The organism is Demequina muriae (assembly GCF_030418295.1).
GTDB classification, from domain to species: domain Bacteria; phylum Actinomycetota; class Actinomycetes; order Actinomycetales; family Demequinaceae; genus Demequina; species Demequina muriae.
Window position 1 is genome coordinate 768,487 of record NZ_JAUHQA010000001.1, and the last position, 23,922, is coordinate 792,408.

Sequence of the window (23,922 nt, forward strand, 5' to 3'; positions counted from 1 at the left end):
GGTACACCATGACCACCGCACAGAGCACGATCGACGTCAACGTTCCCCTCAGCACCGCGTACAACCAGTGGACCCAGTTCGAGTCCTTCCCGCACTTCATGTCGGGGGTCGAGTCCGTCACGCAGATCGACGACTCGCGCACTCACTGGGTGACGAAGATCGCCGGCGTGGAGCGTGAGTACGACGCCGAGATCACCGACCAGGTGGCCGACGACCACATCGCGTGGCACAGCATCGGCGAGCTCAAGCAGGGCGGTCGGGTCGAGTTCAGGTCCGCGGGCCCCGAGGTCACGACCATCACTCTCACGCTGGACTGGGACCCCGAGGGCTTCGTGGAGTCCGCCGGCGCGGCGCTGCAGGTCGACGACGCCATGGTGAAGGGCGACCTCAAGAACTTCAAGACGTTCATCGAGGAGCGCGGCGTCGAAGAAGGCGGCTTCCGCGGCGACATCCGCGGTGGCTCCGGCGCCACCGCCGATCCGCAGATCTAGTCCTCACCGCACAGCACTGACGGCGGGTCCCGCATCGGGGCCCGCCGTTCGCGTTCCCCGGGCGCTGCCGCACGCTCGTGCTTCACTGGAGGCATGCCACTGCTCCACATCGCCCACCGCTCCGACTGGGAGGCCGCCGAGCGCAGCGGCTCCTACGAGATCTCCACACGCGGCCACGTGCTCTCGGACGTGGGGTTCATCCACGCCTCGCACCCTCACCAGGTCTCACGTGTGGCCGCGCACGTCCACGGAGACGACCCCGAGGACCTCGTGGTGCTGGTGATCGACCCCTCGGCGGTGCGCGCCGACGGAGTCGAGATCCGCGAGGAGGACGGCGGCGCCGGCGAGCTCTTTCCTCACATCTACGGCGCCATCAGACCCGCATGGGTGGTCGAGGCGCGGCCGGCGCGGTTCGAGGACGAGTCGTTCGCCTGGTAGCGCGGGGCACTACGGCCGATGCGCGCGAAAGGCGTGCGTGACATACGGCAGGGATACGACACCGGCACGGTCCGGGAGCCCCGCCAGCACGGCCTCGACGTCACGGTCGACCTGGGCCCGGTACGCGTCGTCGCCCACGATGTAGTGGCTTCGCGAGCGCGCCATCGCGCGCACGTCATCGGCGCTCATGCCGCGCGCCCACTCCCACGTCGCGTGCTCGAGGCCGGTCAGCGCCGCGCCGACGCGCGGCCCCGCTCCCTCGATGAGCTGCTCCGCTGCGGAGCCGCGCATCGCCTCTCCCAGCCTCGCGACCCATGGCTCGCGGCTGTCGCGGATGTTCCACACCAGCCCGAGGGTGCCCCCAGGTCGCAGGACTCGCGCGACCTCCGTCGACGCGGCGTCGACGTCGAACCAATGCCACGCCTGTCCCACCGCGACCGCGTCGACCGAGGCGTCAGGGAGAGGAATCGACTCCGCAGTCCCTACCGCGGTAGCCACCTGAGGCAGCGCAGCTGCGAGCGTCTCGAGCATCGCCGGGTCGGGGTCGATCGCGACGACGTCGGGCGCAGCCTCCACCACCAGCGCCGTGAGCTTCCCGGTGCCGGCGCCCAGGTCGAGCACGCGCCGGGGCGACGACGGCAGCAGCCACGCCACCGCATCGGCGCTGTAGCCGGGCCGGCCGCGCTGGTAGTCCCCCGCTGCGGCGCCGAACGAGGTCGCATGAGTCATGCGGCCACCCTAGGCGCCACCCCTCGCCTAACGAGGGATCAGACCGGGACGGGCGCGGGCGGATCAGTGAGTGCGGGCTCCTCCACGATGGACTCGGCCACCGTCGCCGCCGGGCGCTCACCGAGCTTGACGACGATGACGCCGGCGAGGATCAGCAGCGCTCCGCCTGCCTGGATGGGAGCGGGGGCCTGGCCGAGCAGCAGCCACGCGAAGGCCGTGGCGGCCATCACCTCGGTGAGGGCCACGAACGACCCCAACCGCGCGCCCAGCCGACGGGTGGCCGCGATGCCGGTGACATACGCGACCGCGGCCGTGATGACGCCCAGGGCGATCGCGATGCTCCACCAGGGGGCGTCGAACTGCACGAAGCTGACGGTGCCGGTCGAGAAGCGCATCGGCAGCACGCCGGTGACGCCGGCGGCGCCCAAGGCGACCAGGGCGACGAGCAGCCCGCCGGCCGCGAGGGTGATGGGCGGCAGCCCATTGCTCTCGTCCCCGCCGATGATGAAGTACACGGAGGCGCCGACCATGGCCGCGAGCGCCCACAGCACGCCGACGATGGAGATCTGGCCGCCGCCGAACACGTTGAGCAGCAGCGCGAGCCCGAAGGCCGCGATCGCCGCGCCGCCTACCGTCAGCGGTGTCGGCCGGTGGCCATGACGCAGCCACATCCACAGCACCACCGCGACCGGTGCGGTGTACTCGATGAGCAGGGCGACGCTGACGTCCAGGTAGCCGACCGCGAGGAAGTAGCACAGTTGAGCGCCGGCTACGGCGAAGAGCCCGTACGCCACGATGACCTTCCACCCGCGGCGCACCAGGTGGCCCCGACCGCGCACGGCGATGATCGCGGGAACCAGCAGCACTGCGGCCGCGATCGCGACGCGGACGAGCGTCGCTGCGCCAGCGGACCATCCCACGTCGAGAAGGCCACGGGCGAGTGAGCCGGACAAGCCGAACGACGCCGCGGAGACCATGGCGAACCCCAGCCCCGCAGTGAGGCGCTCGCGCGTCAGGTCATGAGTCATAGCGGTCATGACTCATGACGCTAGCGGCGGTTTGATAATGTGTCAACATGCCGTTCGCACATGACACGATCGAGGCCCTGGAGTCCGCGGCGTTCCTCGCGAACTCGGAGCTGGAACCCGACACCCTGGTGGCGGCGGAAGCGCTCGACGCCTTCCTCGTGGACTTCGGATACACGGGCCCGCCGGCGCGGCCAGGCGACCTCGAGCTGGTGCGCGGCATCCGGACTCGACTGCGCGCACTGTTCACCGCGAGCAGGGACGAGGCGGTCCCGCTGGTGAACGCGATCCTCGCGGAGCAGTCCGCACTCCCCCAACTGGTCCGGCACGGCGACGTCGACTGGCACATCCACGCGACCTCGGACGACCGCCCCCTGCACGAGCGCATCCTCGTGGAGACCGCGATGGCGATGATCGACGTGATCCGTGCCGACGAGATGAGCCGCTTCGGGCGCTGCGAGATGGAGGACTGCGACGGCATCGTCCTCGATCTGTCGCGCAACCGATCGCGCAAGTACTGCTCGGTGACGTGCACCAACCGTGCCGCCCAGGCCGCCTACCGTGCGCGACAGGCCGACGACGAGTCGTGACCCACCTGGCTCGCTAGTCGGCCTCCTTGGCCCACCCCGTCATGCGCGCGGCAGCCCGGCCGCGACGCGATCTCACTCCCTGCTCGAGGTGCAGCGCGGCGGCACGTGCGAGCCACGTGTTCAGCGACAGGCCTTCGGCCGCCGCCGCCGTCTCGGCTCGCTGCTTGAGCTCATCGGGGATGCGCAGCGTCGTGCGTGACGCGGGCTCCCCCGCAAGGCTCGCGACCTCCGCCTGAGCCTCCGCCACCGCGGTCGCGTCGTGCTCGAGTGCGGACGGCGGCGCCACGACGACGAAGTCGACGCCCTTGCCCCGCACGCGCAGCTCGACGCTCCCAGGCGCGAGCTCTCTCGAGATCTCCCCCGCGGCGTCGGCAAGCGCCTCCACGAGGACCAGACGCGTCGCGGGTTCCAGGGAGGACGCCAGCATCGCCGCCGCCTCGCGAACCTTCGGCGTGCCCGTGGCGGCAGCCTTGTCCAACTGCTGGGTCAACTGGTCTGAATAGCGCTCGATGTTCATGGTGTCATCATGACACCGCTGTGACGCCAGCGCTAGTGGGGGCGGCCCTGGCCGGTGGGGCCGTCGCGGCTACTCTTCGAAGATGGCCGACACCTGCGTCTCCCGCGTCCCCGTCTTCGCCGGACTGTCGGAGGACGATCAGCGGACGGTGGCCGGGCTGGCGCGATCCACGCGCCTCACCGCAGGGGAGCTCGCCTACTCCGCGGCCGACGAACGGTCGCGCCTGATCGTGCTGCACACGGGCCACCTCAAGATCTTTCGGCTGTCCGCCGACGGCGCAGAGCAGATCGTGCGCGTGCTGGGTCCTGGCGAATTCACCGGCGAGACGTCGATCCTCACCGGACGCAGCCCAGCCGACTACGCAGCGGCGATGGATGACTGCCAGGTGTGCGTGTTCCGCCACGAGGATCTGGAGGCGCTGATCCGGCAGCATCCAGGCATCGGCATGCGGATGCTCGCCACGGTCAGCGAGCGGCTCGCGGTCACTGAGAGACGACTCACCTCGCTGACATCGCACGGGGTCGAGAGCCGCGTCGCCGACTACCTGCTGAGCCTGCCCGCCACCCGGCGCGATGGGGTGGCGACAGTAGACCTGCCCATGGCCAAGAAGGACGTCGCGTCTCTCATCGACACGACGCCAGAGAGCCTCAGCCGTGCACTCACGAGCCTGGCGGCCCAGGGTCTGATCTCCGTGGGCGCGGGGCGGTCGATATCGATCACGCAGCCTGCGCCGCTGCAGCGCCTGTCCGACGGAGCCTGAGGGTGCGTGCACGACGGTTCCACGGCAGCCGCCGAACGACCACGGCGTCGACACTCCCGAAAGCGACGAAGGGGTTCTCCCACACCCGGGAGTCGTCCGACGTCTCCGGGTCGTCGCCCGCCATGAAGTAGCTGAAGGCCGGCACCGACCACGACTGCGTGAAGGCTCCCCGCACTGCACGTCCCCCCGCGAGCGCAACGCCGTTGATGCTCAGGCGTCCGGCCTCGAGAGCGACGAGATCGCCGGGAAGACCGACCACGCGCTTGATCATCCGGTGCCCGCCATGACGGAACACCACCACGTCTCCGCGCGCTGCGGGGGCGCCGACGCGTCCGGCCGGCCGCGTGAGCAGCAGGTCGGACGGGCGGTACGTGGGGGCCATGGACTCCCCCACGACCCTGGCAAGACGCGTCACGACAACACCTCAGTGCTGGTGGGCGTCCTCGGCGTGGGCGTGGTGATCGTGGTCCTCGCCCTCGGCGTACTTGAAGAAGTGGACGTAGGCGGCGAGGTACCGCCGTCCTGCCACGACGTCGTCCACGTCGAAGTCCTTGGCCGCCATCGCGGCGTGGAAGCGGTCGTGGAGCTCCGCTCGGCGCTCGTCGGGCACCATCGTCAGCAGCTCAGCGTCCGAATTCACCGCGATGGCCTCGTCGGCCGCGGCGACCACCGGGTCGATCGCGGTACCGGGCGCCTGAAGTCCGGTGAAGGCCACGCCCTCGCCCATGCGGTGAATCCTTACCAGGGTCTCGAGGAAGAGCCGGTCTGCGACCTCGGCCGCGCCAGTGCCGAGCGCACGGACCTGCAGGGCCTTGGCGAACACGTCGCGGAGCTCGGCCTCGCCGTCGGCGGGGATCCACGCGAGCGCATGGTTGATGTTGCCGGTCTCCAACGCAGTGCGGCCAGCCTTCGCCGCGGGGCCGTCGGCGGTGTCGCAGTGGGCCTCGACGGTGACGGGGCGCAGCGAGGCGAGCAGGTCGGTGATGCGCATGGTGATCATGGGGTTCTCCTTCGTAGGTGATACCCCTGACGCTACGGAGAGCGGCGCGCCAGCGCCTTGACGCACGTCAAGCGCGCAGGTACCGGCCTCACATCCAGCGCTTGGCCTTGAAGACCCGATACAGCACGACCGAGAACCCGACCATGACACCCAGCGCGAGGGGGTACCCGAAGGACCAGTGCAGTTCCGGCATGTGCTGGAAGTTCATGCCATAGATCGCGGCGACGAGCGTGGGGGCGAACAGAATGGCCGCCCATCCCGAGATCTTCTTCATGTCCTCGTTCTGACGCTCCGCCACCAGGGTGGAGTTCACGCTGAGGATCTGCGTCAGTGCCTCGCGGTACTCCGCGGTCTGAGCGCCGATGCGGTCGAGATGGTCCTCGACGTCCTGCAGATAGGTCTGGAGCTCCTCGGCGACGTCGTGCTTGCGGAATCCGCCGCGCAGTCCATCCAGCACCTCGACGAGCCACGAGGTCGCGTGCTGGACGTCGATGACCTCCTGGGTGAGGCGATAGATCCGTTCGGCCACGGCCGCGTCGCCGCTGAACACCTGCCGCTCGATCTGCTCCTTGTCGATCCCGACCTCGTGCAGCACGGGCGCATAGCCGTCGACGATGGCATCGAGCAGTCGATAGGCGATCGCCTCCGGTCCCAGGTGCAGGAGATCGCCGTCGAGCAGCGAGTCCAGGATGCGGCCGGCATCGGACCCCGCCACTGCATCGGCCGTCGTGCCGTCGATCCACACGCCGTCCTGACACAGCACGGCCGCCGCCCCCGGACGGACCAGCACGTGGAACTCGGCGAGATCGACCTCCTCGCGCTCGTCGTCGTAATGCGCTGAGCGCACCACCAGGAACAGGACGTCGCCGTAGCGCTCGAGCTTGGGCCGCTGACCGGCGTGGAGAAGGTCCTCGACCAGAATCGGGTGGAGATCCCAGGCCTCGGCCAGGTCGCGGATTGCCGCCGCGCTCGGGTCCGGATAGAGGAGGAGTGCCATCTGCTCGGGCGCTGCCGCTCCGTACTCTCGTGCGTCCGCAGGCGAGGTCCCTCGGGGCGCGGGCGTCGAGCGACCCTCCTTGACGAATCGGGTGAGGCCGACGTCCGAGCCGTGGGCCGCATCGGCCGTGGTGGGCACCGCGGAGCGCCGCCTGCCTGCCAGGCGGCTGGCCCTGTCGCGAACTCTGCTCATGCGTGTCTCCTCGGCATCGGCGTGCATCAGACGATGCGACAACGGTAGCCGCGTGCGCGATAGTCCCCGGCTAAGCGGCGTTGCCGGAATCGCCCTGGTGGCGCTCGACGTAAGGCAGCAGGCTTGAGCCGTCACCCATCGATCCCTCGGCGATCACCCCCAGCGATCCGTCCTGGTGCAGGATCACCACCTGCACGCTGTCGAGCGAACCGTGGCCGGACTGGCGGACGGCGGAGTGCACGTCTGCCTCGGTGAGCCGATGCTTGTGCAGGGCCTTCGACTGGAAGTCGCCGTCGTAGTAGAGCAGCACCGGGGGCGTGTCGAGCACGCGCCGCATGGCAGGCCACTTCGCGCGGATCGACGCGAGGGCCCACTGCACCCCGACCAACAGCACCAACGCGACGACCGCCTGGGCGAGGCCCACGTCCGATGCCGTGACGACGCGGCCGAACGCTGAGCCGAGAGTCACCGCGATGATGAAGTCCAACGGGGTCATCTTCGCCATGGTGCGGGGTCCGGTCCCGCGCAGGAGGATGACCAGCGTGAGGTAGCCGACGGTGCCGACCAGCAGGGTGTGCCAGATGGGGGACCAGCCGGTCCAGAAGTAGCTCATGTCCATGCGATCACCCTGTCACGGACGGCGCGGACCCACCGCTCATGACTTCTCGATGGGAAGCCAGAGCTCACAGTCCACGTGCGTCTCAGTGAGGTCGAGGTAGCGCACGATCGACGGGCCCGGCCGCTGCCTCCATGGGTTCGAGGGGAACCAGTCCGTGGCGGTCGACGCCCACAGCTGCTGCAGGGCATCCGGGAACGGGCCGCTGGCGCGGAAGACCGCCCACGTCCCGGCCTCGAGCTCGATCGCGTCGAGGTCGCTGGGCGCCTCGGTGGAGGCACTCACCGCGACACCATGGAGGTACGTCAGAAGCGACCCCTCTGGCGCATCTGGCTCCACATCGTTCGTGATGGCCAGGATCCCCGCGGGGTCCGTGTCCGCCAGCGCCTTCAGTCGCGCGTGCTCCTCTGGAGCGATCGAGGCGATGTGGCGCTGAATGTGCGGGTTGACGCCGACGTGAATGAGCGGAACCTGGGCCGCGTGTCCCGCGAGCGTGAATGCAGGTCGGTGGGCGATGGTGACGTCCATCGGGGTGCTCCCTTCGACGCTCAGGCGAAACCTGAGCATGGGTTGTGTGGTGAGCGGACCACCATGACGGCGCACGTCGGCCGGACCGGCGCCGTGCACCGACCTGAACGCCCGGCCGAAGGCCTCGACCGAGCCATAGCCGTAGCGAACGGCGACATCCAGGATGCTGACGTCGCTGGACACGAGGACGGCGCCGGCGAGGGTCATGCGCCGACGACGGACATACTCCGACAGCGGCATCTGCGACAGGGCCGAGAACATCCGGCGCAGGTGGTACTCCGTCGTGCCGTGCTCTCGGGCGAATGCTGCGACATCGACACCATCGCCGGTGTCCTGCTCGACGAGGTCGACGAGGGCGTTGAGAGTGCGAATCATGGGGTCCTCCTTTCACGCTCCATCGTCGCCGCGATGCGCGGCCCTGACCCGATAGTCCTGGCCCGATGGGATCGGTGCGACCCGTCCGGCTACGCGGAGGCGTCCTCGTCGCTGCGCGGGCCGAGCACGGCCCACTCTCGTGCCGGAATCTCTGCCGAGTCCGCGTCGGAGTCGATCGTGGCCTCGCCGGCGAGGACCTCGCGCGCACCCGGTGCCGTCACCTGCTGCGGCTCGTGCGACAGGTTGAGCGCCACCACCAGGGCATCGTCGCCGGACGCGACCCTGTACGCGAGCACCTCGTTCGTGAGCTGCAGGACCTCCGTCGTCGCGCGGTGAAGCCACGAGTGCCGTCGGCGGATCCCGATGAGCTCGCGATGCAGCGCGAAGACCGGGCGGCCGAGCGGCGAGAGGTCGTCGGGGGACGGCGGGAAGACGGGCCGGATCTCGTCGTCGCCCCCTTCCCTCTCCTCCTTGACGCCCCGGTAGCCCTGTTCGTCGCCGTAGTAGATGGACGGCGTACCGCCCACCGTCAAGAGGACGACGACGGCGTGAGGCAGGAGCGCGGCGTGGGTGAGCCTGCTCGCGATGCGGGTGACGTCATGGTTCCCGATGAACGTGAGCGGCGCGTAGGCGGCGAGCAGAGCGTTGTGACGCTCGAAGGCAGAGGCGAGCTCGTAGAAGTTCGCGTCGTTGAGCGAGCTCCAGACGGCCTTCCACAGCTCGTACTGGGTCGTGGAATCGAGGCCGCCCGCCTCGACCTCCGCCGCGTAGTCACCGTGGATGTACTCGCCCACGAAGTAGGCGTCGGGATGGCTCCGCCGCACACGCGCCGTGACCTCACCCCAGAACGACGACGGAACGGCGTACGCCGCGTCGAGCCGCCAGCCGTCGGCGCCGCGTGCCAGCCAGTGCTCCATGACCTCGACGACGAAGTCGGCGACGGCCGGCTCGTCGTGCCGGAGCGCCACCAGGTGATGGTGCCCCTCGAAGTCGCGGTACTCGGGCTCGTCGCCCGGCCCCGCGCCCTCGGGCCACTGCAAGGAGAACCACGCGCCCGCGTCGGCCGCTGGGCCGTGGGCGAGCACCTCCTGGAAGGGGCCGAAGGACCTGCCCACGTGGTTGAAGACGCCGTCGAGGAGCACGGTGAGCCCGCGCCGGTGGGCCTCCGCGATCAGGGTGTCGACGTCCTCTTCCGTGCCGAGCCGGGGGTCGACCCGGAAGTAGTCGGTGGTGTCGTAGCCGTGGGTCTCCGACGCGAAGATGGGGCCGAGCGCCAGGCCAGATGCACCGAGCTCCACGACGTAGTCGAGCCACGGCACCAGGTCCAGGAGTCGGTGGGGTTCCGCGGGCTCCGCAGTGGCGGTCTTCTCCGCTCCGGTGAACCCCAGCGGGAACACCTGCCACCAGATGGCGTGCTCAACCCAGTCAGGTTCCTTCACAGTGCTCACGCCCTTCGCTCGGGTCCCGACGGCGCGCCTCGGCCGGCTCACGCGTTGACGCGGGACTCCACGCCAGCCTGACACAGAACGATCGCGAGCACCGCGACCGCGTCAGTCGCCTACGAGAGCTTCTCGAAGACCATCGTCGCCTGAATCCGATCCCCTCCCCCGAAGCCGGAGCTCCCCGCCGCAGCCGTCGTGATCGTGTGCAGTCGGTACCCGAGCGCGGCCTGGGCATTGATGGCCTTCTCGAGCTCGGTGAGGTTTCCCGATCCCGCGCTCCACATCTTCTCCTTGAGAACCACCTGGAGCACCACGTAGCTCGCCCCGTGCGACCCCGGACGCGGCTGAGCCCCTGCGGCGGCGTCCGCTTCGATGCGATTCACCACCCCCGTCAGCCCGCCTGCGCGAGTCGGTGAAGGCCGGAAGTCGTCGGTCCACGTCTGGCCGTCCCACCACCGCTGCTGTCCGGAACCATCGTCGTACCAGCCCGCTTGAGCGTTCGCCACGATGCCCTCTTCTCGTCTCGAGACTCCGGGCCTGGCGTTGCAGTGCCCACTGTCGAGTCAAGGAGAGACTAGCGAGGAGCACCCCAGTCCGTACGATGCTCGTCGTGACCCTGCTCGCCTCCGAGACCCGTAGCTGATGCCCCCGCGCTCTCCCCTGCCACAGCGCCACGGGCTCGACGCGGCCTGGATACGCACGCCGGGCACCGCGGCCGATGCGCCAGCTCCGTGGGCGACGATGCGCGACTTCCTCGCGGCTCGGCTGCCCGCGCGCGCCATGGTCGACCAGATGCTGGAGGCGGGCGAGTTCGTCGACACTGCCGGGCGCCCGTGGGGCGGGGACGAGGCCTACCGGCCCCACACCTTCGTGTGGTTCCATCGCCCGCTCGCACCGGAGACGCCGGCGCCCTTCCCTCTCGACATCCTGGACGTGAACGAGCGCTTCGTCGTCGTGGACAAGCCGCACTTCATGGCCACCACGCCACGCGGGGCGCACGTGAGCGAGACCGCTCTGGTGAAGGCACGACTGGCCCTGGACCTTCCTGAGCTGGCCCCCGCGCATCGGCTGGATCGCCTGACCGCCGGCGTGCTGGTGCTGTCTGCTCGCCGCGAGTACCGCGGCGCCTATCAGGGGGTGTTCCAATCCGGCAGCGCGCACAAGACATACGAGGCCATCGCGCGCTACGACCCCTCGCTCGAGTTTCCGCGCCGGCTCACAGGTCGGATCGAGAAGCGCAGGGGGGTGATTCAGGCCCAGATTGTGCCGGGGGAGCCCAACGCGGAGACCCTCGTCGAGGTGGTGGAGGTCCGCGGCGGCTTCGCGCGCTACCGGCTCACTCCCACGACGGGCAAGACCCACCAACTGCGCGTGCAGATGTCGGCTCTGGGGCTACCGATCGTGGGTGACTCCCTGTACCCATCCATCGTGGACGTCGCGCCAGACGACTTCACCGACCCCTTGCAGCTCGTCGCGCGGCGGCTGCGGTTCGAAGACCCCATCGATGGCAGCCAGCGAGACTACTCGAGCGCTCGTCCGCTCGCGTGGCCTTCGACCTAGCCTCACGTTCCACGCCAGGCACTCGGCACGCGTGGTGCGGCACGACGCCAGACGGCGACGGCGTTGCCATCGGACTGGAACTCGTCCCAATGGACACCGCGGTGCGACAGGCGTTTGATGGAAGCGCACCGGAATGGCGAGAACCGTGTGCCGGCGAAGGGAGCGTGCCATGGCTCAGGTGTCGACGGGCGTGCTGAGTGGAGGCAGCCCGTACCTCGCGGCCGGTCACGGTCCACCCCTGGTGTCCGCCCTCGGTCTGACCCCCACGCACGAGGCACCCAGCGGCATGGAGCGCCGGATGGCGATGTCGAGCGCCAAGGTGTGGGGTGGCGACTTCCGCGTGTACGTGGTGAACCGCAAGCAGGGCCTTGAGCCGGGCGAGACGATGTCGGACATTGCCGGACACTTGGCGACGGGAATCGAGGAAGAGTTCGGTGGCCCCGTGTTCTTGACGGGCACGAGTACCGGCGGATCCGTCGCGCTGCAGCTGGCCGTGGACCGGCCGGACCTGGTCAGCGCACTGGTCATGATCGCCTCTGCCTACCGACTCGGATCCAGGGGCCGGCAGATTCAGCAAGAGATGGCCCGCCTCACGCGGGCCGGCGATGCAGCCGCAGGCTGGGCTCAGATGTGGACGGCGATGATGCCGGCTCCCCTGCGCAGTCCCATGCTCCCCGTTGCTCGCGTACTGATGAGGTCGAGCGCGCCAGAGGATCCGAACGACTTGCTGGTCACCCTTGATGCAGAGGATGCCTTCGACGCTGGTGAGCAGCTGGCCGAGGTCAGCGCGCCCACCTTGGTGATCGGCGGCGCCAAGGACGTGTTCTATAGTCGCGAACTGTTCGAGCAGACCGCGGCACGAGTCCAGAACGGCCGTGCGCACGTCTACCCGGGCTGGGGTCACGGGCGCACGAGCACGTCGTCAACGACTGCGCACCTCGCGCTGGGGTTTCTGCTGGCGGCTCGAGGTGCGTGACTGACCCTGGACTTGCCCCAGGCTACGGTGGCCGGATGTCCCCACACTCACCTAGCCCAGGACACAGCGGCGCTGCCGCATATGACGCCGTCGCAGAGGCCTACACGGCCGAGAATGACTCGAGCCTTCTCAACGAGTACTACAACCGCCCCGCCATCCGAGAGCTGCTCGGGGACGTCGCCGGCAGGCATGTCCTGGACCTCGGGTGCGGCTCCGGTCCCACCCTCGTCGACCTGATCGACGGCGGCGCGACGGCGGTCGGCATCGACGGCAGCCCGGCACTGATCGACATCGCCCGTGAACGCTTGGGGCCGGACGTGGACCTGAGGGTCGCCGATCTGGCGGATCCGCTCCCCTTTGACGACGGCGTGTTCGACGACGTGGTGAGTTCGCTGGCGCTGCACTACCTCGAGGACTGGACGTATCCCTTGGCGGAGATGAAACGGGTGCTGAAGCCAGGGGGACGCGTGATCCTCTCCGTGGAGCACCCCTTCGCCATGTGGCTCTCCGCGCAGCACGAGGGCGAGAAGACCAACTACTTCGCCACGCGCAGCCGGCACGAGAGCGACATCGCCGGGGAGAGCGTCGACCTGACGTTCTGGGACCGCTCGCTCTCCACGATGCTCCAGTCATTCCTCGCCGCCGGATTCCGCATCACGCACGTCGGAGAGCCCGGACCCGCGCCGGAGGCCATCGAGGAGTTCCCGGACTTCTTCAAGGACCGTGACGACCCGCGCTTCTTGGCGTTCCTGTTCGTCGTTCTTGAGGCGTAGCACCGCTACACGTTGAAGCGGAACTCCACCACGTTCCGTAGTCGGCCAGCCTCAGGCGATCAACTCTCTCGCTCGGGCTAAGACCCGGGTGGAGACAGTTTCACGCCGGGATCGACCATCGCGCGGTCGAGCCGTGTCGCGATAGCGCCACGGCCTGCGCCCACCGGTTCGAATCGAGCGTCCGTCAGATCGGTGTCGCGCAGGTCAGCCCCTGTCAGATCACAACCCGCAAACGAGGCACCGCGGAGGGAGGCGCCTCGCAGGTTCGCACCCGTCAGGTCACACAGCTTGAAGTGCCAGCCATCCAGGGTGGCCTGACGGAGATCCGCGCCCGCGAAACGGGAGCGGTCAAGCCACAGCAGTCCCGGCCCTGCCAACGACTCCAGCGCGGAGCTTGACGCATCAAGACCACTGATGGTGGCTCCGTAGCCAGCACTCGCCAGCGCACGCCGGACATCGCTCATGTCAGTCCGTTTCGACTCATGCGCGGAGCATACTCACGAGTGCTGTCTGCGCGTCGTGAGGACATGGCGAGGGGTCCGACCGTCCCCGCGCCCCGCTGTCGCCGGCGACGACCGCGATTCGGCTTCCGCCATTGCGGCGAACTCGCTACCCTCGCGAGGATGCGACGCGTTCGTACGCAGCGGTCAGGTCTGCCAGCACGCCGTCGTTCAGCGGTGCTTGTCCATCCAGGTGCACGTCGCGCAGCTCATCCATGAACCGTGACCACAGTTCGGGGCCGCCTTCAGCGAGTACCTCAGCACGGATCGCGAGCTCAGCTGAGGTAGGCAGCCACCTCGATCCCCAGGCACCAAGCTGGGCCATCACCGGAACCAGCTGGATCGCCGGTTCGGTCAGGCGATAGTCGACCATCTGTCGATGGCGAGGGTCTCCGTGACGACTGAGCAGGCCGATCGCCGACAACCGCTTGAGCCTGTCTGCCAGGACGTTGGACGCGATCCCCTCCACGGAATGACGCATCAGCTCTCGGAAGCGCCGGTGACCACCGAAGGTGATGTCGCGCAGCACCACGAGGGTCCAGCGGTCCCCGAGCACCTCGACCGCCATGTTGATCGGGCACCCCGACCGACCCTCGTCCACCTGCAGCGCGATCTCGCCGTCTGATCTTGACATGCAAGCAGTCTAAGGTAACGTGCATACTGATCCTGAAAAGCAACTGGTCCGGAACGAAGAGGATCGCATCGCTGCGCCGAGCAGGGGTTTCATGCCGGCCGAGATCGAAGGAGAGCTATGGGCACGCTGGTGTACTCGATGAACGTGTCTCTCGACGGCTATGTCGCAGACAGTCAGGGCGAGTTCGCCTCCTGGGCGCGGCCCGATGAGCAGGTCCTCGCCGCCATCAACGAGGAGACCTCGGCGGTCGACACGTACCTGCTGGGGAGGCGAATGTACGAGATGATGGCGGTGTGGGAGACCGACCCCGCGATCATTGGACAGTCCCCCGAGTCCACGCAGTTCGCCCAGATCTGGCAAAGCGCGAACAAGGTCGTGTACTCCCGGACTCTCGAGACGGTGCACACGTCTCGCACGCAACTGCGCTCGCGCTTCAACCCCGCGGAGGTCGCGCAAATCAAGGCCGATGTGTCGGGCAACGTGACCGTTGACGGCCCCACTCTTGCTGCCGAGGCGATCCGGCACGGACTTGTGGACCGCATCGACGTCCTCCTGTGCCCCGTGGTCGTGGGCGGCGGACTGCGCTTCCTGCCCGATCACCGGCTCGAACTGGCGCTGAGGCATGAGCAGCGGTTCGACAACGGCATGATCCAGCTCCGGTACGACGTCACGACGGCCCCGTCGGCAAAGGTTCAGCCGTAGTGCGCGGGACACCGGGGCGGAGCGCACGGCACGGGCCCGCACGCTCATTCGGAGGCAGTTCGGGGTTTTCGGCCAGCACCTCACGACACCCAGTTTGGAGTTGATCATGATCGCATCTCGCGCGAAGGTCGTCCTGGTTCCCGGGGCATGGATGGGAGGCTGGGTGTGGGAGCCGGCGGCGGAGGCGCTGCGCAGCCGAGGTCTCGACGCCGAGACGATCACCCTCAAAGGTCTCGGACCAGGCGAGTCCGACGCGGACATCGCTGCCGTTCGACTCGACGATCACGTCCAGCAGCTCGTCGATCACGTCCATCGAGGCAGCTCGCGCCCTGCGGTCTTGGTCTCGCACTCCTACTCCGGCATGGTCACGGCGTCGGCCGCGGACCGCCTTGGCGAGCAGGTCAGCGGCCTGATCCACCTGGGCGCATTCGTGCCGAGGCCAGGGCGTTCGCTGCTCGACGATTGGGGCGGTTCGGACGACGAGCGCGCGCAGGAGCGCGCCGACATCGAGGCAGCGGGCAACCTCTGGCATGCACCGACTCGGGAGATGCTCGACTACGAGACTGATCTCTCTCCGCGTGACCGCGATCGCCTTGCGTCCAAGTTCACGGCTCATCCCGGACGCACAGTACTTGACCCCGCTCAGTTGTCCGAACCAGCGGAACGCCAGCCCTCGACCTACGTCGCCCTCACGCCCCATGGTGGTTTCGACGAGGCATGGATGGGCGCTCCCAAGATAGCCAAGGCGGCCGCAGGTTGGCGGCGCGAGCACATCCTCAGTGGCCACTGGCCCATGGTTTCGGCCCTCGATGCCACCGTCGATGTGCTTGAGTCGGAGATCCGCCATTACTCCGCTGAATCGCGCTGAGCTGGCTATCGTGCTCGCCAGTGCGTTCGCGGTGAGTCCGGCTGGCGATCGCTAGGGCCCGGATGGCCACTGGGTTTCGGCGGTCAGGACCGCGGCTACCACCACGGACCTACACGTTGAAGCGGAACTCCACCACGTCGCCGTCGTGCATCACGTAGTCCTTGCCCTCGATGCGCACCTTGCCGGCGGCCTTCGCATCGGCCATCGAGCCGTACTGCATGAGGTCGTCGAAGCCCACGACCTCGGCCTTGATGAAGCCCTTCTCGAAGTCGGTGTGGATCACGCCGGCGGCCTGCGGTGCAGTCCAGCCCTTGCGGATGGTCCACGCGCGCGACTCCTTGGGACCGGCCGTCAGGTAGGTCTGCAGTCCGAGGGTGTCGAAGCCGATGTGCGCGAGCTGTGACAGCCCGGACTCAGTCTGGCCGGTGGACTCGAGCATCTCGCGGGCCTCGGCCTCGTCGAGCTCGATGAGCTCGGACTCGAACTTGGCGTCGAGGAAGATCGCCTTGGCGGGCGCGACGAGCGCCTCGAGCCGGGCCTTCTTCTCCTCGTTCATCAGGCCCGCATCGTCCGTGTTGAACACGTAGATGAACGGCTTGGTGGTGAGCAGGTTGAACTCGCGCAGCTCTGCGGTGTCGATGCCTGCCGCGGCGGCGCCGGCGAACAGCGTCTGGCCAGCCTCGAGCACCTCCTTGGCCTGGTTGGCGGCGGCGAGTTGCTCGGCGGGGCCCTTCTTGGTGCGCACCTCCTTCTCGAGGCGCGGGATCACCTTCTCGAGGGTCTGGAGGTCTGCGAGGATCAGCTCGGTCGAAATGGTCTCGAGGTCGCCCGCCTCGTCAGTGGAGCCGTCGACGCGGGTGACGTCGGTGTCGTCGAACGCCCGCGTGACCTGGCAGATTGCATCGGCCTCGCGAATGTTGGCGAGGAACGCGTTGCCCAAGCCCTCGCCCTCGGACGCGCCCTTCACGATGCCGGCGATGTCGACGAACGACACCGTGGCCGGCAGCTCCTTCTCGCTCTTGAACACCTCGGCGAGGCGGCCCAGCCGCTCGTCCGGCAGCGGCACCACGCCCACGTTGGGCTCGATGGTCGCGAACGGGTAGTTCGCGGCGAGCACCTCCGCCCGCGTCAGAGCATTGAACAGGGTGGACTTGCCCACGTTGGGCAGTCCGACGATTCCGATAGTGAGAGCCACGGTCGACAAGTCTAGTTGCCACCGCCCTCCCGGCACTACGAACCACTTTTCGCTCCGACACCCCGAGAGCTCGGGCTCCTGACGGGCGTCGGACGGCGTGTCGGTCCAGAAGTGGTTCGCAGTGAAAGCGGGAACGGCGGCCGATGCGGGGGCTGGGTTCTCTCTCGCCCGCCAGAAAGGCCGGGCGTAGGCTCACGGCATGACCGAACTCGGATCGATCTTCAACCCCGGCGAGGCCGAGATGGCCCGTCACTTGGCATCCGAGAAGATCCTGCCCGCTCCGTCGCCCGTGCCCGGTCCGCCGCTCACCGACGCGAACGGCGACGAGGTGCACATCCCGGATCTGCACGACCTGCCCGGTGCCGACGCACCCGATGCCGCACTGCTGCCACCGCCCGTGCGCGCCGCGCATCGGCCGGACGGAAGCCCGAACACGGACTGACGTCCCCGCATCGGCCGGAGCCGAAGGCGGCCTCGGGTCACGTGTCGCGCGGCCCCAGCCGTGGGAGGGCTAGCGGCGGCCCCGCCGCTGTCTTGCCTCTGCGGTAGCGGCCGGCGGTACGAGGTCAGAGCGCTCGGGTGCCTCTTCGATGTGCAGGCCGTGGTCCTGCTCGCCGACCTCCTTCATGAACTCGTAGCGGGCGTTGCGGCGCGCCAGTTGGTCGTCAGGGTTCGGCACCGGCGCCGCGATCAGCAGCCTCTTGGTGTACTCCTCGGTGGGGTTGGTCAACACCTGTGTCCGGTCGCCCTGCTCCACGACTTCGCCGTCCTTCAGCACCACCACGCGGTCAGCGAGCGTGTCCACCACCGCGAGGTCGTGGCTGACGAACAGGCATCCGAAGTCGTACCGCTCCTGGAGCGCCGTGAACATCTTCAGCACGGAGGCCTGCACTGACACGTCGAGAGCAGAAGTGGGCTCGTCCGCGACGAGGAACTCCGGGTCGAGGGACAGCGCGCGGGCGATCGACACACGCTGACGCTGCCCACCCGAGAGCTCGTGCGGGTAGCGGTTGGCGACGCTGCGCGGCAATTCGACGGCCTCGAGGAGCTCCGCCACCTTGGCGCGGCGCGCGGCCTTGTCCCCGATCTTGTGCACCTCCATGGGCTCCGCGATGCAGTCGCCGACGGGAAGGCGGGGGTTGAGCGAGCTGGCCGGGTCCTGGAACACGACCCCGATGCGTCGGCGCAGGGCCTTCAGCTCGGCGCGCTTCATCGTGGTGATGTCCTGCCCCAGAATCGACACGGTGCCGGACGCGGCCGGGATCAGGCCGAGCACGCATCGGGCGATCGTCGACTTGCCCGATCCGGACTCGCCCACGAGCCCGACGATCTCACCCTGGTTGACGTCGAACGAGACGCCGTCAACGGCGCGGAAGGGCTCCTTGCCCGTGCGGTGGTACTCGACGACGAGGTCACGCACCTCCAGCGAGCGAGGCGAGTCCCCCTGCACGACTGGCGGGGTCTCACCACGACGCCCCAGGTGGGGCACCGCATCCAGCAGGCGCTTGGTGTACTCGTGCTTGGGCGTCGTGAGCACATCGTGCGCAGTTCCGGTCTCGACGACATCGCCCTGGTACATCACCGCGACGCGATCCGCCATGTCGGCGACCACTCCCATGTTGTGGGTGATGAGCAGGATGCCCGTGTTGAGCTCGTCCTTGAGGGAGCGCAGCAGGTCGAGGATCTCGGCCTGGACCGTCACGTCGAGCGCCGTCGTCGGCTCATCCGCGATGATCACCTGCGGGTCGCACGAGATCGCCATCGCGATGACGATGCGCTGGCGCTGACCGCCCGAGAACTCGTGCGGGTACTGGTGGATGCGCTTCTCGGCGTCGGGGATCCCGACCATGCGCAGCAGTTCGATCGCACGCGCCTCTGCCGCCTTGCCGAACGCGAGACCGTGGAGCTCGAGCGCCTCGGTCATCTGCGTGCGGACGGTCAGCACGGGGTTGAGAGCGGTCATGGGCTCCTGGAAGACCATGGCCACGTTGTTGCCGCGAAGCTGGCGCAGACCCTTGTCACTGAGAGACCCGATGACCTTGCCGGCCACGGAGATGTCGCCGCCCACGCGTGCGTTGCGGGGAAGCAGCCCGAGCGCCGACATCGAGGTCACCGACTTGCCGGATCCGGACTCGCCGACCAAGGCGAGCACCTCGCCGGGGTGCACCTCGATCGAGATCCCCTTCACGGCGTGAACATGGCCGAACTCGGTGCCGAACCTCACGTCGAGGTTGTCGAAGGACAGCACGGGCCCGGTCGGTTCCGGCGTGCTCTCGAAGGTGTTGACGTCTGCCGTGGTGCTCATCATCAACCGTCCTTGCTCTGTCGCGGATCGAACGCATCACGCAGGCCATCACCGATGAAGTTCACGCTGAGCGCGATCGCGAGGATGAACATGCCGGGGAACCAGAACAGCCACGGGCGCGACGTGAACGCGGTCTGGTAGCGGTCGATCAGCGAGCCGAGCGAGATGTCCGGCGGCTGCACTCCGAAGCCCAGGAAGCTGAGGGCCGTCTCGAGAAGGATCGCCGCCGCGATGGCGAACGTGGTGGCGACGATGATCACGCCGACCGTGTTGGGGAGGATGTGGCGCATGATGATGCGCGCGGAGCCGGTCCCGATCGCGCGCGCCGCGGTCACGAACTCGCGTTCTCGCAGGGACAGGACCTCACCTCGCACCAGGCGGGCAAGAGAGGTCCACGTCACCGCCCCGAGCGTGAGCGACAGCACGATGATGCCCTGGTCACCGGCGATGCGACCGAGCACCGCAGCGAGGACGAGGAGCGGGATGATGATGAACAGGTCGGTCGCACGCATCAGCAGCGACTCGGCCCAGCCGCGGTAGTAGCCGGCGATGGCACCGATGATGGTGCCGATGATCGTCGAGAAGAAGCCCACCGTGAACGCGATGGTCAGTGAGATCTGCGTGCCGCGCATCGTCAATGCGAAGAAGTCGCGTCCCGTCTGGTCCTGGCCGAACGGGTGCTCACCGAGGGTGAACCACCCGATGGTGGGCCTGCCGCCGTCCAGGATGGGGCCGGTGTCGGTGAAGTTCTTTCCCCACCAGCCGGGGATCGGTCCGATCCCGATGGACGTGAACGCGAGCAGGGTGATCGCGATCAGCACGGCGAGCGCCACCATGGCGCCCTTATGACGGAAGAATCGCCTTCGCACGAGCTGGCCCTGGCTGTAGGACTTCTGCTCGGTGGCAGCTTCGACGGTGACGGTGTCATCCGGCATCGGTCCCGGTGCTTGCGGCATCGAGAACTCTCGGCGGTCGTCGCTCATGGCGCTACCTCCTGATCCTGGGGTCGAGGAACGCGTAGCTGATGTCCGCGATCAGGTTCATGACGATGGCCGCGATCGCGGTCACGAGGAAGAACGCCATGACGGGAGCGGGGTCGGTGTGCGTGAGGCCGCTGCGGAACAGCTCTCCCATGCCCTTCCACCCGAACACGGCCTCGGTGATGACCGCGCCGGAGATCAGGGCCGCGAAGTCGAACGCGACGATGGTGGTGATGGGGATGAGGGCGTTGCGGAAGGCGTGCTTGACGATGACGGTGCGCTCGGACAGGCCCTTGGACCGGGCGGTGCGAACGTAGTCCTGGTTGAGAGTCTCGAGCATCGAGCTGCGGGTGTACCGCGAGTACGTGGCGACCGAGATCAGCGTCAGCAGCATCGTGGGCAGCAGCAGCTGGGTGCCGAGGTCGAGAGCCGACTCCCAGAAGTCACCGCCGAAGTTGGGCGTCTGCGAGCCGATCGTGGAGATGGGTCGCGGCTTGAGGTCGAGGAACCCGGCCCAGGCATAGACGAAGCGGTCAGCGGCAGTCATGATGGCCATGAACCCGGCCGTGATGGCGGACAGCGCCATGGACACTCCGCGGGAGTAGCCGCCCCACAGGCGCCCGATCACGAGTCCCACGACGATCGCGGAGATGAACAGGCCGATCAGCATGAGCCAGTTCGGCTCGTCGAGCAGAGGAGCCACTGCGAAGAACACGACGGCGCCGACCGCCACGGTGGTGAGGGTCGAGTAGAGCACTCGTCGGTTGCCGATGCCAGCGATCAGCGCCGTGATGCCCACCGCGAACGCGACGGACACGATGAGCACCAGGCCGATGCCCAGCGCAGGGTTGCGCCACCAGCCGATGTACGTGAAGGCCAGCAGGGCGATCACGACGAAGGCGCCCGTCGTGCCGGCGGTGAGCAGCCGGCGTTTCGCGCGGCCTCCCAGCACTCCCTGCATGATGAACGCGAGAACGACGCCGATGACGAACGCTTGTATGACGGATATCTGTGGATCCGCTATCCAGTCGTTGTAGCGGATCGCGCCGTACTCCTTGAGCAGCACAGCCGCCCAGAAGACGGGCAGGGAGAAGAACAGGAACGCGAGGAACGTCACCGCGTAGTCGAAGCCTGAGTACTGACGGAGGGCGGTGAGGATACCCACGATCACGCCGATGATGATGGCGGCGAAGGTGGAGATGGTCACCAGGCGCAGCGTCGCGCCGGCGGCCTGCTCCAGCAGGGCGATCACGTCTGTGCCCGCACGGTCGGTGCCGAGGTCGCATTGGCCGATGATGCAGCCGGCGGCGCCGGAGAGCCACTGGCCATAGCGCTGGTACCACGGGAGGTCGAGGCCCATGTTGTCGATACGGGATTCGATCAACTGGTCGCGATTCGACGCAGTCGACTCCCTCAGATCTTGCAGCGGATCGCCGGCGTTGATCGTGAGCACGAACATCAGCAGCGAACCGACGAGCAGGATCACGCTCGATACGGCCAGCCGTCTGAGGACAAACCTGGTCATAGATGCAGAACTTTCTCGAGGTGAGTGGTCGGGCGACCCCACACTGGATGCGCCGCAATCAGCGACGGCACGCCTGTCCACTCATGCATGACCGGTGGGGCGGGGCGAGTGCCCCACCCCACCGGTCGAGTGCGATGTCAGCTCGTTCTTATTCGGAACGAACCCACTCTTCAGCGTTCCACACGATACCGGACTGCGCCGAGCTGGGCTCGACGTTCTGGATGGTGGAATCCCACGCCGCGACACCGGGGTGCGCGAAGATCGGGATGCTGTAGAGGTCCTCCCAGAGCGCACGCTCGATGATCTTGGTCTGCTCCTTCTGCTCCTCGGTGTCGAGCGTCGAGGTCAGGGCGTCCCAGGCCTCGTCGACCGTCTCGTTGGAGTAGTTGATGTAGTTCTGCGGGCGGCCGGTCGCGTAGATGTTCTGACCGGACGTGATCTGGCCGGAGCCCGACCATGCGAACAGGGCGACGTCGAAGTCACCGGTGTCGAGGTTGCCTCCAGCGGCGAAGAAGTCGGGGTTGCCGATGTCCTCGATCTCGAAGCCAGCCTGGTCACAGGAGTCCTTGATCAGCGCGACCTGGTCGGTGCGTCGGGGGTTGGGTCCCGAGTAGCCGATGCGCACGTTGACGGGCGTCTCGACGCCGGCCTCCTCGAGGAGTGCCGCAGCGCCCTCGATGTCGACCTCGTCGTACTGGCCGTCGTAGGACTCCGAGACGATCTCCTCGTAGGTGTCCTGGAACGGGAACACCTCGCGAGCGTTCATCACGGTCGCGTCGGGGTTGATCGGCTTGATCAGGTTGTCCACGATGAGCTGACGGGGCACGCACATGGCGAATGCCTCGCGCAGCTCCGGGCTCTCGGCCAGGGATGCACCCTCGCCGCGGTTGATGTCCAGGTGCTCCCAGATGAGGGTCTGGTACGTGCCGAGCGTGACGGCCTCGCCGAGTGCCTCGATCTGGTCGATCGTGTCGACGGTCGCCTGAGGCTCCACGACGTTCAGGTCGCCATTGGCGAGTGCCTGGACGTGCGAGTCAGGAGACGCGAAGCGGAAGACGAGCTCGCGCGTGGCGGGAGCGTCGCCCCACCACATCTCGTTCGGGACCAGCGTGATCGACTGGCCGGCTTCCCACGAACCGTAGGTGTACGGGCCGGAGGACAGCGCGATAGCCGGGTCGGGCAGCTCGCCCGGGGTGTTCGAGATCCACTCGGTGTTCCAGAACTCGGCGGCGGGGCGCATGGCCTCCACGTCGCCGGCCTCGATCGCCGTGACCATCTCTTCGAGCGTCATGCCGGACTGCTCCGCGACCACGTGGGCCGGGAAGTCGATGACGGTGGTCAGCAGGTAGTCCGGGTACGGGTTGGTGTACTCGACGGTGAACGACTTGCCGCCGGGCTCGCCCTGCGGGCCATCCGGCACGCGGTCGCCGTAGTCGAGGCCGCTCACGTGGTCAAACAGGGCGACAGGGGTGCCGTCCTCGTTCTCGCCGTCGGACAGCGACTGCGCCGCCCAGGTCAGCAGCACGTCCTCGTACTTGATGGGCTCACCGTCGGACCAGACAGCGTCCTCGTTGATCGTGTACTCGACGATCATCGGGTCCTCGGAGATGAGCTCGACGTTGCCCATGTCCTCGTTGATGTTGATCGAGGCGTCGGGCCCGAAGTAGGTGAAGGCCGAGCGCACGCGCTCGTTGACCACCGAGTTGTAGGTGGAGTAGGTCGCCGACGTGAGGTCGTTGTACCCGTTCCACTCGACCTCGCCGGCCGAGAAGTAGATGGTGTCGTCGTTGGTACCACCGGTGGCGGCCGACTCGGTCGCCGAGGTCTCAGGCGTGTCGCCCTCAGGATCCTCGGACGTACATGCGGCGAGGGCGAGGGTCGCCATCGCTACGACGGCGGCACCCTTCCCGAACTTGCCGAGCTTCATACTGTGTCCTCTCACTTCACACGCCTGCGTGTGTCGACCCGGGGTTCGAGCGTGCACGCGGGCGTGAAGGCAACGGGGAGTTTCCCCGCGGTGCCGTCCAGAGTACGAAAAGTTCGGTAACGAACGTGTTTCGGGTACCGCCCGTACCGACTTTCGTGCCCAAAATGTGACTAAGGCCACACAGTATCGGTGCGCTGACCGTGGAATCTAGGACCAACGTCGCCTGTTGACGTCGGATTGCACATGGCCGATGCGCGGGTCGCGCGGGCAGCGTCAC

General features: G+C 67.9%; 27 protein-coding genes. 10 read left to right on the plus strand and 17 right to left on the minus strand.

Features of this window, described 5'->3' with window-relative positions:
• Positions 1–8 precede the first annotated feature (8 nt).
• Together QQX02_RS03535 and QQX02_RS03540 are read left to right on the plus strand one after the other, a co-directional pair.
• Positions 9–491, plus strand: coding sequence for an SRPBCC family protein (locus QQX02_RS03535; RefSeq protein ID WP_301141254.1), 483 nt, complete (start codon positions 9–11; stop codon positions 489–491).
• 93 nt (positions 492–584) lie between these two features.
• The gene (locus tag QQX02_RS03540; protein ID WP_301141256.1) at positions 585–929 is read left to right on the plus strand and encodes a DUF952 domain-containing protein; all 345 of its coding nucleotides are present in this window, start codon (positions 585–587) and stop codon (positions 927–929) included.
• 9 nt (positions 930–938) lie between these two features.
• On the opposite strand, the gene QQX02_RS03545 is transcribed toward QQX02_RS03540, so the two are convergent.
• On the minus strand, positions 939–1,658 hold the full coding sequence (locus QQX02_RS03545; RefSeq protein WP_301141257.1) for a class I SAM-dependent methyltransferase: 720 nt from the start codon (positions 1,656–1,658) through the stop codon (positions 939–941).
• Positions 1,659–1,696: 38 nt separating this feature from the next.
• Positions 1,697–2,695 carry an EamA family transporter gene (locus QQX02_RS03550; protein ID WP_301141259.1) on the minus strand — a complete coding sequence of 333 codons (999 nt, stop codon included), beginning with the start codon at positions 2,693–2,695 and terminating at the stop codon, positions 1,697–1,699.
• Positions 2,696–2,733: 38 nt separating this feature from the next.
• Here QQX02_RS03550 and QQX02_RS03555 point away from each other — a divergent pair, with 38 nt between their 5' ends.
• On the plus strand, positions 2,734–3,273 hold the full coding sequence (locus tag QQX02_RS03555; RefSeq protein ID WP_301141261.1) for a CGNR zinc finger domain-containing protein: 540 nt from the start codon (positions 2,734–2,736) through the stop codon (positions 3,271–3,273).
• Between the two features lie 13 nt (positions 3,274–3,286).
• Here QQX02_RS03555 and QQX02_RS03560 read toward each other — a convergent pair whose 3' ends face one another.
• A complete protein-coding gene (locus QQX02_RS03560) occupies positions 3,287–3,790 on the minus strand; it encodes a toxin-antitoxin system HicB family antitoxin (RefSeq protein ID WP_301141262.1) in 504 nt (167 codons plus the stop codon).
• Positions 3,791–3,872: 82 nt separating this feature from the next.
• Here QQX02_RS03560 and QQX02_RS03565 point away from each other — a divergent pair, with 82 nt between their 5' ends.
• Entirely contained in the window at positions 3,873–4,550 is a 678-nt protein-coding gene (locus QQX02_RS03565) for a Crp/Fnr family transcriptional regulator (RefSeq protein WP_301141263.1), read from the plus strand.
• Here the strand turns inward: QQX02_RS03565 and lepB are convergent.
• From lepB to QQX02_RS03600, 7 genes are all read right to left on the minus strand, one after another.
• Positions 4,507–4,965 carry a signal peptidase I gene (gene lepB / locus QQX02_RS03570; protein ID WP_301141265.1) on the minus strand — a complete coding sequence of 153 codons (459 nt, stop codon included), beginning with the start codon at positions 4,963–4,965 and terminating at the stop codon, positions 4,507–4,509. The genes QQX02_RS03565 and lepB overlap by 44 nt on opposite strands.
• A 9-nt stretch (positions 4,966–4,974) precedes the next feature.
• Positions 4,975–5,550, minus strand: coding sequence for a DUF6448 family protein (locus tag QQX02_RS03575; protein ID WP_301141266.1), 576 nt, complete (start codon positions 5,548–5,550; stop codon positions 4,975–4,977).
• 88 nt (positions 5,551–5,638) lie between these two features.
• Positions 5,639–6,739, minus strand: a complete 1,101-nt coding sequence (locus tag QQX02_RS03580) for a magnesium and cobalt transport protein CorA (protein WP_301141267.1) — start codon at positions 6,737–6,739, stop codon at positions 5,639–5,641.
• 70 nt (positions 6,740–6,809) lie between these two features.
• Complete coding sequence (locus QQX02_RS03585) at positions 6,810–7,358, minus strand: DUF421 domain-containing protein (RefSeq protein ID WP_301141268.1); 549 nt, start codon at positions 7,356–7,358, stop codon at positions 6,810–6,812.
• Between the two features lie 36 nt (positions 7,359–7,394).
• A complete protein-coding gene (locus QQX02_RS03590; protein ID WP_301141270.1) occupies positions 7,395–8,258 on the minus strand; it encodes an AraC family transcriptional regulator in 864 nt (287 codons plus the stop codon).
• Between the two features lie 89 nt (positions 8,259–8,347).
• Positions 8,348–9,697: an alpha-amylase family glycosyl hydrolase gene (locus QQX02_RS03595; protein WP_301141271.1), complete on the minus strand. Its 1,350-nt coding sequence runs from the start codon at positions 9,695–9,697 to the stop codon at positions 8,348–8,350.
• 119 nt (positions 9,698–9,816) lie between these two features.
• Positions 9,817–10,206 (minus strand): DUF2510 domain-containing protein, encoded by a 390-nt coding sequence (locus QQX02_RS03600; protein ID WP_301141272.1) that lies wholly within the window; start codon positions 10,204–10,206, stop codon positions 9,817–9,819.
• 136 nt (positions 10,207–10,342) lie between these two features.
• Between QQX02_RS03600 and QQX02_RS03605 the strand changes: the two genes are divergently transcribed.
• From QQX02_RS03605 to QQX02_RS03615, 3 genes are all read left to right on the plus strand, one after another.
• Positions 10,343–11,260: a pseudouridine synthase gene (locus QQX02_RS03605; protein ID WP_301141273.1), complete on the plus strand. Its 918-nt coding sequence runs from the start codon at positions 10,343–10,345 to the stop codon at positions 11,258–11,260.
• A 169-nt stretch (positions 11,261–11,429) separates the two neighbouring features.
• Entirely contained in the window at positions 11,430–12,236 is an 807-nt protein-coding gene (locus QQX02_RS03610; RefSeq protein ID WP_301141274.1) for an alpha/beta fold hydrolase, read from the plus strand.
• Between the two features lie 35 nt (positions 12,237–12,271).
• Positions 12,272–13,009: a class I SAM-dependent methyltransferase gene (locus QQX02_RS03615; RefSeq protein ID WP_301141275.1), complete on the plus strand. Its 738-nt coding sequence runs from the start codon at positions 12,272–12,274 to the stop codon at positions 13,007–13,009.
• A gap of 77 nt (positions 13,010–13,086) precedes the next feature.
• Here the strand turns inward: QQX02_RS03615 and QQX02_RS13405 are convergent, their stop codons facing one another.
• Together QQX02_RS13405 and QQX02_RS03620 are read right to left on the minus strand one after the other, a co-directional pair.
• Positions 13,087–13,473, minus strand: a complete 387-nt coding sequence (locus tag QQX02_RS13405; protein WP_367304226.1) for a pentapeptide repeat-containing protein — start codon at positions 13,471–13,473, stop codon at positions 13,087–13,089.
• A gap of 145 nt (positions 13,474–13,618) precedes the next feature.
• A complete protein-coding gene (locus QQX02_RS03620; protein ID WP_301141276.1) occupies positions 13,619–14,143 on the minus strand; it encodes a winged helix-turn-helix transcriptional regulator in 525 nt (174 codons plus the stop codon).
• A 117-nt stretch (positions 14,144–14,260) separates the two neighbouring features.
• Between QQX02_RS03620 and QQX02_RS03625 the strand changes: the two genes are divergently transcribed.
• The gene (locus tag QQX02_RS03625; protein ID WP_301141277.1) at positions 14,261–14,845 is read left to right on the plus strand and encodes a dihydrofolate reductase family protein; all 585 of its coding nucleotides are present in this window, start codon (positions 14,261–14,263) and stop codon (positions 14,843–14,845) included.
• 106 nt (positions 14,846–14,951) lie between these two features.
• Positions 14,952–15,713, plus strand: coding sequence for an alpha/beta hydrolase (locus tag QQX02_RS03630; RefSeq protein WP_301141279.1), 762 nt, complete (start codon positions 14,952–14,954; stop codon positions 15,711–15,713).
• Between the two features lie 109 nt (positions 15,714–15,822).
• Here the strand turns inward: QQX02_RS03630 and ychF are convergent, their stop codons facing one another.
• Entirely contained in the window at positions 15,823–16,908 is a 1,086-nt protein-coding gene (gene ychF / locus QQX02_RS03635; RefSeq protein WP_301141280.1) for a redox-regulated ATPase YchF, read from the minus strand.
• 199 nt (positions 16,909–17,107) lie between these two features.
• Between ychF and QQX02_RS03640 the strand changes: the two genes are divergently transcribed.
• Positions 17,108–17,350, plus strand: coding sequence for a hypothetical protein (locus QQX02_RS03640; RefSeq protein WP_301141281.1), 243 nt, complete (start codon positions 17,108–17,110; stop codon positions 17,348–17,350).
• A 69-nt stretch (positions 17,351–17,419) separates the two neighbouring features.
• Here the strand turns inward: QQX02_RS03640 and QQX02_RS03645 are convergent, their stop codons facing one another.
• The 4 genes from QQX02_RS03645 to QQX02_RS03660 all read right to left on the minus strand — a co-directional run bounded on the left by QQX02_RS03645 (position 17,420) and on the right by QQX02_RS03660 (position 23,645).
• A complete protein-coding gene (locus QQX02_RS03645) occupies positions 17,420–19,213 on the minus strand; it encodes an ABC transporter ATP-binding protein (RefSeq protein ID WP_301141283.1) in 1,794 nt (597 codons plus the stop codon).
• A 2-nt stretch (positions 19,214–19,215) separates the two neighbouring features.
• Positions 19,216–20,196: an ABC transporter permease gene (locus QQX02_RS03650; protein ID WP_436968498.1), complete on the minus strand. Its 981-nt coding sequence runs from the start codon at positions 20,194–20,196 to the stop codon at positions 19,216–19,218.
• Between the two features lie 4 nt (positions 20,197–20,200).
• Entirely contained in the window at positions 20,201–21,718 is a 1,518-nt protein-coding gene (locus QQX02_RS03655; protein WP_301141284.1) for an ABC transporter permease, read from the minus strand.
• A 148-nt stretch (positions 21,719–21,866) separates the two neighbouring features.
• On the minus strand, positions 21,867–23,645 hold the full coding sequence (locus QQX02_RS03660) for an ABC transporter substrate-binding protein (RefSeq protein WP_301141285.1): 1,779 nt from the start codon (positions 23,643–23,645) through the stop codon (positions 21,867–21,869).
• Positions 23,646–23,922: the final 277 nt, after the last annotated feature.

Excerpts from the sequence above, each read along its gene's own strand:
- QQX02_RS03535 (WP_301141254.1), top strand. The coding sequence starts at position 9 with ATGACCACCGCACAGAGCACGATCGACGTCAACGTTCCCCTCAGCACC.
- QQX02_RS03540 (WP_301141256.1), top strand. The coding sequence starts at position 585 with ATGCCACTGCTCCACATCGCCCACCGCTCCGACTGGGAGGCCGCCGAG.
- QQX02_RS03545 (WP_301141257.1), bottom strand. The coding sequence starts at position 1,658 with ATGACTCATGCGACCTCGTTCGGCGCCGCAGCGGGGGACTACCAGCGC.
- QQX02_RS03550 (WP_301141259.1), bottom strand. The coding sequence starts at position 2,695 with ATGACCGCTATGACTCATGACCTGACGCGCGAGCGCCTCACTGCGGGG.
- QQX02_RS03555 (WP_301141261.1), top strand. The coding sequence starts at position 2,734 with ATGCCGTTCGCACATGACACGATCGAGGCCCTGGAGTCCGCGGCGTTC.
- QQX02_RS03560 (WP_301141262.1), bottom strand. The coding sequence starts at position 3,790 with ATGAACATCGAGCGCTATTCAGACCAGTTGACCCAGCAGTTGGACAAG.
- QQX02_RS03565 (WP_301141263.1), top strand. The coding sequence starts at position 3,873 with ATGGCCGACACCTGCGTCTCCCGCGTCCCCGTCTTCGCCGGACTGTCG.
- QQX02_RS03575 (WP_301141266.1), bottom strand. The coding sequence starts at position 5,550 with ATGATCACCATGCGCATCACCGACCTGCTCGCCTCGCTGCGCCCCGTC.
- QQX02_RS03580 (WP_301141267.1), bottom strand. The coding sequence starts at position 6,739 with ATGAGCAGAGTTCGCGACAGGGCCAGCCGCCTGGCAGGCAGGCGGCGC.
- QQX02_RS03585 (WP_301141268.1), bottom strand. The coding sequence starts at position 7,358 with ATGGACATGAGCTACTTCTGGACCGGCTGGTCCCCCATCTGGCACACC.
- QQX02_RS03590 (WP_301141270.1), bottom strand. The coding sequence starts at position 8,258 with ATGATTCGCACTCTCAACGCCCTCGTCGACCTCGTCGAGCAGGACACC.
- QQX02_RS03605 (WP_301141273.1), top strand. The coding sequence starts at position 10,343 with ATGCCCCCGCGCTCTCCCCTGCCACAGCGCCACGGGCTCGACGCGGCC.
- QQX02_RS03610 (WP_301141274.1), top strand. The coding sequence starts at position 11,430 with ATGGCTCAGGTGTCGACGGGCGTGCTGAGTGGAGGCAGCCCGTACCTC.
- QQX02_RS03615 (WP_301141275.1), top strand. The coding sequence starts at position 12,272 with ATGTCCCCACACTCACCTAGCCCAGGACACAGCGGCGCTGCCGCATAT.
- QQX02_RS13405 (WP_367304226.1), bottom strand. The coding sequence starts at position 13,473 with ATGAGCGATGTCCGGCGTGCGCTGGCGAGTGCTGGCTACGGAGCCACC.
- QQX02_RS03620 (WP_301141276.1), bottom strand. The coding sequence starts at position 14,143 with ATGTCAAGATCAGACGGCGAGATCGCGCTGCAGGTGGACGAGGGTCGG.
- QQX02_RS03625 (WP_301141277.1), top strand. The coding sequence starts at position 14,261 with ATGGGCACGCTGGTGTACTCGATGAACGTGTCTCTCGACGGCTATGTC.
- QQX02_RS03630 (WP_301141279.1), top strand. The coding sequence starts at position 14,952 with ATGATCGCATCTCGCGCGAAGGTCGTCCTGGTTCCCGGGGCATGGATG.
- QQX02_RS03640 (WP_301141281.1), top strand. The coding sequence starts at position 17,108 with ATGACCGAACTCGGATCGATCTTCAACCCCGGCGAGGCCGAGATGGCC.
- QQX02_RS03645 (WP_301141283.1), bottom strand. The coding sequence starts at position 19,213 with ATGAGCACCACGGCAGACGTCAACACCTTCGAGAGCACGCCGGAACCG.
- QQX02_RS03650 (WP_436968498.1), bottom strand. The coding sequence starts at position 20,196 with ATGAGCGACGACCGCCGAGAGTTCTCGATGCCGCAAGCACCGGGACCG.
- QQX02_RS03655 (WP_301141284.1), bottom strand. The coding sequence starts at position 21,718 with ATGACCAGGTTTGTCCTCAGACGGCTGGCCGTATCGAGCGTGATCCTG.
- QQX02_RS03660 (WP_301141285.1), bottom strand. The coding sequence starts at position 23,645 with ATGAAGCTCGGCAAGTTCGGGAAGGGTGCCGCCGTCGTAGCGATGGCG.